The following is a 12345-nucleotide window of genomic DNA, read 5'->3' as shown; positions in this document are numbered from 1 at the left end:
TTTATAGAACCTCCAATTTGTGGAAGGCAATACCTAACTTTCTGTTATCAGACGATTCTGGCTTCACCTCAGAAGGTGAAAACAAATGGGGAATAAACAGGCTTATTAAGGTATCTTGAGCCCTTGAACTCACGGGCAAAGCAGCAATAAGTTCAATACCTTCATTTCTTTTTTCGAAGTCATAGCTGACTAATTCACCATCTACGTACAATTTAATTGAGTTCAGTATTTCTGGCTTGATTGCATTTACAATGGAAATACGCAGGGTTTTTTCTTGTGTTCTATCAACGGGTACATGAAAATTGTTAAGTCGTTCAGGGCCGGTCCAGCGGTAATGACCGCCGCCACCATAAGCTTCCGCCTCATAAAAATTGTCGCCAACAGGGACCACATCGTTGGCATCAATGAGCACTCTCGGCAACTTACTTCTCGTCATCAGTGTAACTTCTGGTAAGTTGAAGAACAGTTCACTGTCGTACACAGCCTTTTCGAGCTTGTTGATGTGAGCTTGTTGGCTGTTTATGATTGCGTATAACTCAGCTACTTTTTCTAGCAAGTATTCAGCTCTTTCTTCCGAACGAAGTGACGAAAATTCGTCTTTCATTCCATTGAAAATTTGATCTTTATCGGTCATCTCGTTTTAACTTCCAAATTATTACTGGTTTTAATTATAAAATGCATGAGTATTCTGTAATAAAATTACTTGTGAGTCTATGCCTGAATAAGAACTTGCACTTTAAACTGGGGGGGGGAAGTCATATACTGCGGGGTGGAACACTTATTTTTAAATCTAATTTGTTAAGGCTCTAACAATGAGAAAGGGAATAATATTAGCTGGCGGATCTGGCACACGTTTGCACCCGTTAACTAAGGTGGTTAGTAAGCAGCTAATGCCTGTTTACGACAAGCCGATGATTTTTTATCCGTTAACCACGTTAATGATGTCGGGCATTCGCGATGTACTCATTATCACCACGCCCGAAGAGCAGCAAAGGTTTATCGACCTTATCGGTGATGGCTCGGCGTTAGGAATGAATATTCAATACGCGGTACAGCCCTCGGCAGATGGCTTGGCACAGGCGTTTCTTATAGGCGAAGAGTTTATTGGAAACGATAGCTGTTCGCTGGTTCTTGGCGACAACATTTATTACGGCCACGACTTAAAGTTGTCTTTGCAGAATGCGTTTAAACAAGAGCACGGTGCAACGGTGTTTGGATATCACGTTAACGACCCAGAACGTTATGGTGTAGTTGATTTCGACGATGACTGGAATGCACTTTCCATCGAGGAAAAGCCCGCTGTTCCTAAATCAAACTATGCGGTAACGGGTCTTTACTACTATGACAACCGCGTAGTGGACTTCGCCAAAGAAGTTAAGCCCTCTCATAGAGGTGAACTTGAAATTACTGACTTGAACAACTTATATCTTCAAGATGGCAGCCTCAAAGTAGAGCTAATGGGGCGCGGTTCAGCATGGTTGGATACAGGTACGCTTGATTCTCTACTCGATGCTGCAAACTTTGTGGCGGCTATCGAAAAACGCCAAGGCTTGAAAGTATGTTGCCCAGAAGAAGTGGCCTATAGAATGGGCTATATCAATGCTGAGCAACTTGAAAAGCTAGCGGCACCACTCAAGAAAAGTGGTTATGGCGATTACCTGCTAAAAGTCATTAACGATAGAGTTAAAATCTAGCTTCATATCAAATTGTAAAAGGTGGCACTGCCACCTTTCTTCTTATTTTAAACTGCCAGTTTGTACGGAAAGTAAATGCAAGTAATTAAGACAGACATCCCTGACGTAAAAATCATTGAGCCTAAAGTATTTGGAGACGAGCGTGGTTTTTTCCTAGAAACCTTTCGCACCGATTGGTTTAAGAAAGAATGCGCAGATGTAGATTTTGTTCAAGATAACCACTCTAAATCTAGCCAAGGTATTCTTCGCGGCCTTCATTATCAAATAGAGCAAACCCAAGGCAAATTGGTGCGTGTAGTTAGCGGCGAAGTGTACGATGTAGCCGTAGATATGCGTAAAGACTCACCTACTTACGGTAAGTGGGTTGGGGTGACGTTATCAGCTGAGAATAAACGTCAGTTATGGGTACCTGCGGGCTTTGCTCACGGTTTCTACGTAACAAGCGAAAATGCTGAGTTCGTGTATAAGTGTACAGACTATTACCACCCGGAATCTGAAATATCAGTTAAGTACAACGACTCAACGTTAAATATCGACTGGCCTTTAGTGAATGGCGAAAAACCTTCACTTTCAGGGAAAGACGAAGCTGGGTTGGCATTTGTTGACGCACCTACGTTTTAATTATTAAGGCTTAAAAGGATAACAATGAAAATTGTAGTTATTGGAAATGCTGGGCAGTTGTCTTACGAGTTGGTGCGTATATTGGGTGAAGATACTATTTGTCTTGGACCGGAAGATACAGATATCACTAAATTTGATGTGTTATCAGAAACGCTGTCTCAATTAGCGCCTGATGTCATCATCAATGCCGCCGCCTACACTGCCGTAGATAAAGCAGAGGAAGAACAAGAGTTATGCCATGCAATTAATGCTACTGCAGTAGAAAACTTAGCTAAGTACTGCAAAAAAGCTGGTGCATTTGTAGTGCATGTATCTACCGACTACGTATTTAATGGGCATAAAGGCTCGCCATACCTGCCTAGCGACCCTATAGAACCGCAGGGGGCTTATGGCAAAACAAAAGCAGATGGGGAAAAGGCGTTACTCGATATATTGCCTGAAGCAAGTTGCTTAATTCGTACAGCATGGGTGTATTCCGCCCATGGCAATAATTTTGTAAAAACCATGCTTAAGCTAATGGCAGATAAGCCTCAGCTTACGGTAATAGACGACCAAATAGGTACGCCTACCTGGGCGAAAGGGTTGGCGGATGCCTGCGTCAGTGCAGCTAAAAACAAAACAGTAGGTGTGTATCACTGGACTGACGAAGGCGTGGCCAGTTGGTACGACTTTGCACTAGCTATTCAAGAGTTAGGGCTTGAAAAAGGGTTGTTAGAAAGTGCAATTCCTGTATTGCCTATTCCAAGTAGCCAGTATCCTACGCCAGCTAAACGCCCTCATTATAGCGTGTTGGACAAACAAAGCGCACGTGAAGCGTTTGCAACCTGCAACCCAACCCATTGGCGCAAGCAGTTGTCTTCCATGATGGACGAGCTTAAAGCGGCTCAATAAGCCGCAACACTCAATTCAAGTTTGGTAAATAAAACATGAGCAAAACAATTTTAGTAACAGGTGGTGCAGGCTTTATTGGCTCCGCAGTAGTACGCCATCTTATAAATGATACTGATCACACGGTAGTGAATTTAGACAAGCTAACTTACGCGGGTAATTTAGAATCATTAACACCCGTTTCAAGCAGCGACCGCTATAGCTTTGAACAAGTTGATATTTGTGATGCTGAAAAAGTAAAGCGCGTGTTCAACACGCACCGGCCAGATATCATTATGCACTTGGCTGCAGAATCTCACGTAGACCGTTCTATTGATGGCCCTGGTGAGTTTATTCAAACCAATGTAGTTGGAACGTACACGTTGCTTGAACAAGCAAGAGCATATTGGTCTGAACTGGAAGGCGATAAAAAAGCAGGGTTTAAGTTCCACCATATTTCTACTGATGAAGTATACGGCGACCTTCCTCACCCTGATGAAGTTGAGCCAGGCACAGAGCTTCCATTGTTTACGGAAACTACCCCGTATGCACCAAGTTCTCCTTATTCAGCGAGTAAAGCAAGTTCTGATCAGCTAGTACGTTCGTGGCTGCGTACCTATAAGCTACCAACATTAGTAACTAATTGCTCAAATAACTATGGGCCGTATCATTTCCCTGAAAAGCTAATACCGTTAGTTATTTTAAATGCGCTAGCGGGCAAGCCGCTGCCAGTGTATGGCAAAGGTAACCAAATTCGCGACTGGCTGTATGTTGAAGACCATGCGCGCGCATTAGTTGTGGTTGCGCTAAACGGTGAAATTGGTGAAACCTACAATATTGGTGGGCATAACGAAAAACAAAACATTGAAGTGGTGCAAACTATTTGCACTATTTTGGATGAAGTTAAGCCGAAAGAAAGCAAATACGCCGAGCAGATCACTTACGTTCAAGACCGCCCAGGTCACGATATGCGCTATGCCATTGATGCCAGTAAGATTGAACGTGAGCTAGGATGGAAACCACAAGAAACCTTTGAAAGCGGCATTCGTAAAACCGTTGAATGGTATTTAGCGAATGAAGGCTGGTGGAAAGCTGTGCTTGACGGTAGTTATCAAGGCGAGCGTTTAGGCACGGGGAGTTAGTTAGCTCTTATTAGTTTTTAGGCCTCAGCTTACTTAGTATGCTGAGGCTTTTTTGTTTTCGAATGCAATATTCTTGGTGGTGTGATTGTTGCTTATAGAGAACCATACCACTAAAGCTTAATGATAAAACGTTGTAGTTGGGCGGCGAGATGCACCGAGTCGTCAGCGCTATATCAAATTGAGCACCTTTATGATGCATTATTCATGAGATTTTCAAAAAACTCTGGCAATATATAGCGAGAAAATTTTAATAAATATTTCTATCGCTGATAGTTAATAGGATTGGAGAAACCATAAATGGAAAGTACGCTAGCAAAGTACAAAATAGCAGTAGCAGGTACTGGGTACGTAGGCTTATCAAATGCCGTGTTACTTGCACAACACAATGAAGTGAAAGCAGTCGACTTGGTACCTGAAAAGGTCGAGATGCTGAATAACAAAAAGTCTCCAATTGAAGACAAAGAGATTTCTGAGTACCTAACGACTAAAGAGCTTAATCTTGAAGCTACGTTAGATGCACAGGTAGCATATAAAGATGCCGATTATGTGGTTATTGCAACGCCAACGGATTACGACCCGCAAACGAACTACTTCAACACAGGTAGTGTAGAAGCGGTTATCAAAACGGTAATGGAAATTAACCCTGATGCAGTGATGATTGTTAAATCGACCGTGCCAGTAGGGTTCACTAAAGACGCAAAAGCACGTTTCGGTACTGAAAATCTAATCTTCTCTCCAGAGTTCTTACGTGAAGGTAAAGCACTTTACGATAACCTTCACCCTAGCCGCATTATTGTGGGTGAACGTAGCGAACGCGCTGAAGTATTCGCTAAATTGCTTGAGCAAGGCGCGATTAAAGAAGAAATCGAAGTGTTGTTTACTGACAGCACTGAAGCTGAAGCCATTAAGCTTTTTGCTAATACTTACTTAGCCATGCGTGTGGCTTATTTCAACGAGTTGGATAGCTATGCAGAACGAAATGGCTTAGACACCAAACAAATTATTGAAGGTGTAGGCTTAGACCCTCGCATTGGTAAGCACTACAATAACCCAAGCTTTGGTTATGGTGGTTACTGCCTACCAAAAGATACTAAGCAGTTACTTGCGAACTACAGTGAAGTGCCTAACAACATGATTCAGGCCATTGTAGATGCTAACCGTACCCGTAAAGACTTTATTGCTGATTCAATTGTAAGCCGCGGTCCTAAGATTGTTGGCATCTACCGCCTTATCATGAAGACTGGTTCAGACAATTTCCGCGCCAGTGCGATTCAAGGCATCATGAAGCGCATTAAAGCGAAAGGTATTGAAGTGGTAGTATACGAGCCTGTACTCAAAGAAGATGATTTCTTTAACTCACGCGTAGTAAACGACCTAGAAGAGTTTAAGAAAATCTCTGATGTTATCGTAGCCAACCGTGTAACGGGCGATATTGAAGACGTACTCGACAAAGTTTACAGCCGCGACTTGTTCAACGCCGACTAAATCAAAATTGTGGGGTCAGAGCAGCTACTCTCATCCCACAATTTATATAAAGTTAAAACACCAGTTCAGCCATCACTTTAAAGCGTTAATCAATCTAACCCCGTAAGCGGGAAAGTGTTCGTCCTTCGTTAAAATCTGCAGCCCTTCAGCTTGAGCTTGGGCGATCAGCATTCTGTCAAATGGATCGCGGTGGTGCATTGGCAGCCTTCCTGCTTGCTGGCTATGAAATAAATTGATAGGTAATGCGCTAAAACCTAACTCTTCGATAAGCGACTCAATATCGTCTGGTACCGTAAGTTTTCCCAGCTGCTGTTTTATCGACATTTCCCAAACAGACGCGGCGCTGATATAAATGGCGTTTTCAGTATTAGAGATATGCTTTTGAGCGTTATGACCTAATTGCTCATCTCCGTTCATCCACCAAATTAAAACGTGGGTATCGAGTAATATTCTTTTCATTACAAACCGAACATATCTGCTATATCTTCATTAACCTCTTTCGAGTCGAAGTCTTCAGTCGTATGAACCTGGCCTTTGAATTGCCCAAAAATGCGTTTTTTTTCTGTTTTAAAAGGCACTAGTTTCACTACTGGTTTTCCCGACTTGGCGATAACAACTTCTTCACCGGCCTCTGCCCGTTCGACAAGTTGGGATAACTTACTTTTTGCCTCATGCATATTGGCCTGCATACAACACCTCTAATGAACTTAGCTAAACTTAGCTATAATGGTAGTTCAAAAAAACAACAGTTGCAATCACGTCCTCAACTCATTTATATCTAACGCTTGTAGATCAAAAATCTGACAAGGAGCCAAACTAAATGCCTATCGTGTCAGTGCTGCGGTATCTTTAATCATCAAAGATCATTCACAAAAAACTTCCCAAACCCCAAAATTCAAAATAAAATCCACGCCAATTCAACTCCTGCCATTAAGCCTCACGCTTACACATACCCGGCGGGGAAGAAGCATGCTTTAAATTGTGGGGATACCTCAGGGGCAGTGTTGATACTCTGCCCCTCAATTTCTATGGCTCCTAATCCAGGCGTCCAGAGCCCACACGTCACGCTAGAATCTCCCTGGCCGATTCAACAATCGCCTCACTAATCGTATAGTCAGCACGGCTTTTACCTGTAATAGCGTAGTATCGTTCGTTGAGCGTATTCGCGTTGCCAATACAATGCACACCATATTGCTCTTCAACGTGTTTCGAAATAGCCGATGGTGCGCAGAACACGCCAAAGTCTTCGCTGCCAAATAGCTTCAATAAAGCGGTATCATCGAACTCGGCCACAATTTTTGGGTAAAGCTGTTCGGTTTCAAGCCAGCTAGTTAATGCTTGTCGTATCCCCGACGTGTTGCCTTGGATAAGTAACGGCATCTGATTTAAACAGTCAGGAAAGGTTTGTTCTTCACTAAGTGGTGATTTCGCAAAAAAACTTAACGAGCTTTCACCTAAGAAAAAGCTATTGGCGCTAATTTGCGTACCCGGCGCTATGCCGCGGTCTGCAACAATAAAGTCGATAGCGTTAATGGCCAGCTCTTTCAGTAATCCATCGAAGCTGTCTTCTTTAATTACATACTTCACATGAGAAAACCGACGCATGATGTCGTGAACAAAATCGTAAAAAAGCACTTTTGGAATACCGTTTGTAATACCTATTACGAATTCTTTCGTATTCACTTCATCGCTATTGTTAAGTATTTCAGCCAGTTGATTACCTTTATGAAATATTTCACTGGCATACTGATAGGTAACTTTACCTCTCGCGTTGAGGTATAGCCGCTTGTTTATTCTGTCGAATAGGGCATAGCCAAGCTGGTTTTCGAAGGTACTAAGTTGCCCGCTAACCGTTTGAGGAGTAACGTGAAGTAACTTGGCTGCCTTAGCAATACTGCCCTCGCGGGCGACCAGATAAAAATAGTATAAATGATGGTAGTTTAGGTGATGCATAATTTTACAAAATAGAAGAAGGGCAGGAAATGTACTCTGATCCCATAATTTATAAACGCAATTATTTTCGATGAAGTATTCAGAGTATAACAGATTTATTCTAACTCAGTATTGAAATACACTAATTATTGTTGCTGTTACCCACAATCAAGAACAGCGCGTTTCTCACTTTTCTAAGCTAGCGGTATATTGAAGACATAACTATGGCTAAACCAATAAATTTACGCAAAACGCGAAAAACGCTTTTTTCGCTACTAAAACCCGAGGCTGGCTTTTTCTGGGTTGCTATTGCCTACGGTGTTGCAATTAGTTTAATGACATTGGCAGTGCCAATTGCAGTGCAAACCCTAATCAACAGTATCGCAAATATAGGCTCAACCCGAGCAGTGGTCATCCTAGCTGTTGTCTTGTTTCTTACTTTATTTATATCAGGTGTGTTTAGCGCCCTTCGTATGCGGGTGATGGAGTTTTACGAGCGAAAGGTTTACGCGCGTTTAACTGCCGACATCGGTCTTAAAACTATTCTCGCGCCCCATAGCTTTTTTGAAGGGCGTCAAAACGTCAGCATAACCCAGCGCTATTTCGACATTATGACGTTTCAAAAGAATATCCCGTCTTTGATGATCGACGGCTTTGCCTTGGTATTGCAGATGCTGGTGGGCTTCACTCTGGTATCCTTTTACCACCCGGCGTTGTTCGCGTTTAACGTGGTGCTTTTACTTACCATGTATGCGGTGTGGAAAATTTGGGGCCGCGGCGCTAAGCGCACTGCTATCGAGTTATCTCACGCGAAATACGACTCGGCCAAGTGGCTTCACGATATTGCTATTGCTCACGAGTTCTTTAAGTCGGCAGATCATGTCGAGTACGCCGGGCGCAGTACCGAAGGTTACATCAGTGACTATGTGCAAAAGCATAAAAACCATTTTCATTACACGTTCTCGCAGGTGGTCATGTTCTTATTAATGTATGCCGTAGCCAGTGCTTCTTTATTGGGTATTGGCGGTGTACTGGTGGTACAAGGTGAACTGTCTATTGGTCAGCTAGTTGCCGCTGAGCTGGTTATGTCAGCCGTATTCTTTGGTTTATCTCGCTTCACTCAATACTTAAAGCTTTATTACGAACTTTACGGAGCAGCCGAAAAGCTAGGTGGAGCTTTAGCTATGCCGCAAGAAGAGCTTAATGCGTCAGAACATGTACCCGCATCATCAAAACTGGTATTTAACGACGTCGAACTTAAACACGGTAACGATACCTGCCAATTAAATGTGGTATTCGAACCTGGCACTAAGTACTTTGTGACTACAGATAAAAGCTGGGTTCAAAAGCAGCTTGTAGGTTTATTGAAGCAGTACGACAGGGTTAAGTCGGGCGATATTTTATTGGGTGAATTAAGCCTTAACGATTACGACACCCACGAGCTAAGGCAAGCGGTGACTATCTTAGATCGCTCGCTGATTATTGAAGTGTCGATAGAGCGTTACTTAAAGCTCGCTCACCCACAGGCCACCATTGCCGATATTCGCGCAGCGCTTGAAGAAGTGGAAATGACCAAGACAATTGACGGCTTGCCCGAGGGCCTTCAAACGAAAGTGTCTGTATTGGGCGCGCCATTGCAGCCGCTTGAGTTCTTATTACTTAAACTGGCTGCTGCCATTATCGCCAAACCTAAATTATTGATATTGAATCAACACTTTGATGCGATCCCTATTGAACTTCGCGCGCGCCTTCTAAACCGCTTAACCAAGTACGATTTTACGGTAATGTACTTTTCAAACATCCCAATACCCGAATGCTTCGACGGCGTGATACATCTGCACGACAATGCCACCGCTATGCTTAGCGAATACAATGATGGGGTAGCGCCAGTGAGTTTAGATGTGCAAAGCGATACCAAGAACGCAAATAAGGGGGGGGAATAAGTGAATAACGCAGAACGTCGCTTTTTAGACAACATTAAGTCGTTACCTTCTTTGCACGTGCCAAAGCTACACCGGGTAGTCACTGGCGTGATTATTTTTTTAGTGCTTGCTGCTGGCTTAATACTGTACTTCACGCCTTGGATCCAAACCGCTTATGGCACAGGCATGGTGGACTCACTCGACCCGAAAGACAGAACCCAACCTATCAACGCGCTTGTTGATGGACAGGTAAAGCAGTGGCATGTGAGGGAAGGGCAGCAGGTGAAGGCGGGCGACCCTATCGTTACGCTTATCGATATTGATGCACAGCGCCTTGAAAAGCTTCAGTCTCAGCTATCTGCCGCCAACCTAAAGAATCAAGCGAATGAAACGGCGGTAAGAAATGCTGAGAACAACTTAGCCCGTCAGAAGTCACTTGAAGCGCAGGGGCTGGTATCGCGCAAAGAAGTAGAGCAAGCCGAAATTAAAGTGCAAGAGCTACGTGCTAAAGCCGCAGCGTCTGTTTCTGAAATAAACGAGGCCAGCATGATCTTGTCTCGCCAATCTACGCAAACAAAGCTCGCGCCGGTGGATGGCACTGTGGTGCGTTTATTATCTGGAGGTGTGTCTACTTTCGTGAAATCAGGAGACATCCTAGGCCAATTTATTCCTGCCGATGCGAAGCGTAGTGTGCGTGTTACCGTAAGAGGGTTAGATGCGCCATTAGTAAAGCCGGGCGCAAAAGCGCGCTTGCAGTTTGAAGGCTGGCCAGTGTTTCAGTTTAGCGGCTGGCCCGGCAGCGCAATTGGTACCTTTGGTGGTGAAGTGGTCTACGTTGAGCCAGTGGCAAATGCTATGGGCGACTTCAACGTTTGGATACGCCCAGATGAGTCAGATATTCCATGGCCAGCAGAAAGTTCGGCCCGTTTAGGTAGCCGCGTAAAAGCGTGGGTGTTATTGGAAGAGGTACGCCTGGGTTACGAAATGTGGCGACAGCTGAATAACTTCCCGCCGCTGCCAACTCAAGAATCACCTTCAAGCGGTGGTAAAGGTTCTGGAGCATCAATATGGTAGCGCGAAGCTTTATCTCGTTATTATTGGCACTCGCGCTTTTGGGCAGCGTTAGCAGTGCTAAGGTACTGGCGCAAAGTCAAACTACACAGCCCGCACCTTCTATAGAAGGGTTAATAGAAAGCATGGTGAATTATCACCCTTATGTGCTTGCGATAAATGAAGGTAACTACCAAGCCGCGGCTGAACTTGAAATTGCCAGAAGCAGTTTCGACCCTTTTATAGAACAGAAAACGAAAAGCCGCGTATCAGGTTATTACGATGGAACCAATTTAACCCAGCGCTTTACTAACCCCATAGAGGATTACAATGCCTCGGTTTTCGGTGAGTACCGCATCGCAGGTGGTGATTTCCCTAGCTACGAAGGATATTACGATACGCTATCTGGCGGAGAAGCAAGTGTTGGCATTGCCATGTCATTGCTACAAAACCGCGAAATAGACAAACGCCGAACCGCGCTAAGAAATGCGGGGCTAGCGTCATCCCAATGGCAAGCATTAGCAAGCAGTCTAATTAATGACTTTGTATATAAAGGGGTAAGTGAGTATATCGCGTGGTATGAAAGTGCCCTGCAAATAGACGCGGTAACCGAATTGCTTAATACCGCTTTTGAACGTGAAAAAGCCTTGGTTACACGGGTAGAAAAAGGCGATTTAGCCAGTATCGTGCTAACCGAGTTCAAAGCAAACTTGCTACAGCAGCGTTTAACCTTGGCTGAACTAAAACAAAAGCGGGATATGCATGCGCAAATGCTGTCTTTTTACTGGCGTTCGCCAAGCGGTGACATGCAAGCGGTCAAAAGCGATAAACCACCAAAAGACATTAACTGGCCATATTGGGTGGGCAACGGTCAACTTGTCACACTGCGCAATGCGCTGCGCGAGCATCCCGAACTGGATGTTATGAAGTTAGAGCAGCAGGTGGTAGAAAATAAAGTGGCGCTTGCTGACAACGCGTTGTTACCTAAACTTGACCTTACCGCCTCTATCGCCAGAGATGTGGGGGCGGGTTCACAAACCCTTGAAGGTACAGAAACAAAAGTTGGGTTGTCTTTTTCTTACCCTTTGGGTAACAGAAAGGCCAAAGCGGAACGTGCACAGCTTCAGTCAAAGCAACGAGAGCTGGCGCACAAACTCACGTCTACCGAGCAAGCAATAGCGCAACGCTTTGAACAAGCGCTGGTGTATTGGGGGCAGGCAAAAGACATTGTATCGCTGCAAAGCGAAAACGCTGCATTAGCCAAAACTTTATCTAAGGTAGAGAAGACGCGCTTCGATGCTGGCGACAGTGATATGTTTGTTTTAAATGCCCGTGCTCAAAACGAAATTAAAGCGAAGATGAAAGAGATCAAAGCCAGGGTAGATTTGTTAAAAGCAGAACTGATGCTATATAAAGAAGCCGCTATGCTTTATTCATTTAATAAGTAGGCGTTAACGGCCAAGTGTCTAGAGATAACAGCTACAGAGAATAACGAGAGATAAAAGCGAGAGAAAGCGAACAGGGTTTTAGGTGATAAATACCGGTTGTTTGCAAGACCAACACAAGCCGAAAAAGAAAAACGGCGTATTGAACTATCAGTACGCCGCTTGTTTATATGGATAAAGCGCTATA

12 protein-coding genes are annotated in these 12345 nt (G+C 44.0%); 8 read left to right on the top strand and 4 right to left on the bottom strand.

The genetic code is table 11. From position 1 onward, the window contains the following. Position 1: 1 nt before the first annotated feature. Positions 2-634, bottom strand: a complete 633-nt coding sequence (locus MADE_RS17240; RefSeq protein WP_012519190.1) for a hypothetical protein — start codon at positions 632-634, stop codon at positions 2-4. A 178-nt stretch (positions 635-812) separates the two neighbouring features. On the opposite strand from MADE_RS17240, the gene rfbA reads away from it, so the two are divergent. The 5 genes from rfbA (at position 813) to MADE_RS17215 (ending at position 5809) form a co-directional block, all read left to right on the top strand. Continuing rightward, on the top strand, positions 813-1694 hold the full coding sequence (gene rfbA, locus MADE_RS17235; RefSeq protein ID WP_012519189.1) for a glucose-1-phosphate thymidylyltransferase RfbA: 882 nt from the start codon (positions 813-815) through the stop codon (positions 1692-1694). A gap of 75 nt (positions 1695-1769) precedes the next feature. Beyond that, positions 1770-2315, top strand: coding sequence for a dTDP-4-dehydrorhamnose 3,5-epimerase (rfbC, locus tag MADE_RS17230; protein ID WP_012519188.1), 546 nt, complete (start codon positions 1770-1772; stop codon positions 2313-2315). A 24-nt stretch (positions 2316-2339) separates the two neighbouring features. After that, the gene (gene rfbD / locus MADE_RS17225; protein WP_012519187.1) at positions 2340-3206 is read left to right on the top strand and encodes a dTDP-4-dehydrorhamnose reductase; all 867 of its coding nucleotides are present in this window, start codon (positions 2340-2342) and stop codon (positions 3204-3206) included. Positions 3207-3241: 35 nt separating this feature from the next. After that, a complete protein-coding gene (rfbB, locus tag MADE_RS17220) occupies positions 3242-4324 on the top strand; it encodes a dTDP-glucose 4,6-dehydratase (protein ID WP_012519186.1) in 1083 nt (360 codons plus the stop codon). Positions 4325-4621: 297 nt separating this feature from the next. Continuing rightward, a complete protein-coding gene (locus MADE_RS17215; protein ID WP_012519185.1) occupies positions 4622-5809 on the top strand; it encodes a nucleotide sugar dehydrogenase in 1188 nt (395 codons plus the stop codon). 72 nt (positions 5810-5881) lie between these two features. On the opposite strand, the gene MADE_RS17210 is transcribed toward MADE_RS17215, so the two are convergent. The 3 genes from MADE_RS17210 to MADE_RS17200 form a co-directional block, all read right to left on the bottom strand. Next, complete coding sequence (locus tag MADE_RS17210) at positions 5882-6268, bottom strand: type II toxin-antitoxin system VapC family toxin (RefSeq protein WP_014980410.1); 387 nt, start codon at positions 6266-6268, stop codon at positions 5882-5884. Further along, a complete protein-coding gene (locus MADE_RS17205) occupies positions 6268-6498 on the bottom strand; it encodes a type II toxin-antitoxin system Phd/YefM family antitoxin (RefSeq protein WP_023559934.1) in 231 nt (76 codons plus the stop codon). The genes MADE_RS17210 and MADE_RS17205 overlap by 1 nt, the downstream gene beginning before the upstream one ends. 373 nt (positions 6499-6871) lie before the next feature. Further along, entirely contained in the window at positions 6872-7762 is an 891-nt protein-coding gene (locus MADE_RS17200) for a LysR family transcriptional regulator (RefSeq protein WP_023559933.1), read from the bottom strand. A gap of 203 nt (positions 7763-7965) precedes the next feature. Here MADE_RS17200 and MADE_RS17195 point away from each other — a divergent pair, with 203 nt between their 5' ends. Genes MADE_RS17195 through MADE_RS17185 form a run of 3 tightly spaced genes read left to right on the top strand, consistent with a single transcriptional unit; the run spans position 7966 to position 12161 of the window. After that, complete coding sequence (locus MADE_RS17195) at positions 7966-9684, top strand: ABC transporter transmembrane domain-containing protein (protein WP_023559932.1); 1719 nt, start codon at positions 7966-7968, stop codon at positions 9682-9684. Then, positions 9685-10737 carry an HlyD family secretion protein gene (locus MADE_RS17190; RefSeq protein WP_023559931.1) on the top strand — a complete coding sequence of 351 codons (1053 nt, stop codon included), beginning with the start codon at positions 9685-9687 and terminating at the stop codon, positions 10735-10737. Continuing rightward, positions 10731-12161 carry a TolC family protein gene (locus MADE_RS17185; RefSeq protein WP_023559930.1) on the top strand — a complete coding sequence of 477 codons (1431 nt, stop codon included), beginning with the start codon at positions 10731-10733 and terminating at the stop codon, positions 12159-12161. The genes MADE_RS17190 and MADE_RS17185 overlap by 7 nt, the downstream gene beginning before the upstream one ends. Positions 12162-12345 lie beyond the last annotated feature (184 nt).

The organism is Alteromonas mediterranea DE (genome assembly GCF_000020585.3).
GTDB lineage: Bacteria > Pseudomonadota > Gammaproteobacteria > Enterobacterales > Alteromonadaceae > Alteromonas > Alteromonas mediterranea.
Note: the sequence above shows the minus strand (reverse complement) of the source record. Positions and strands in the feature narration are given on the sequence as shown.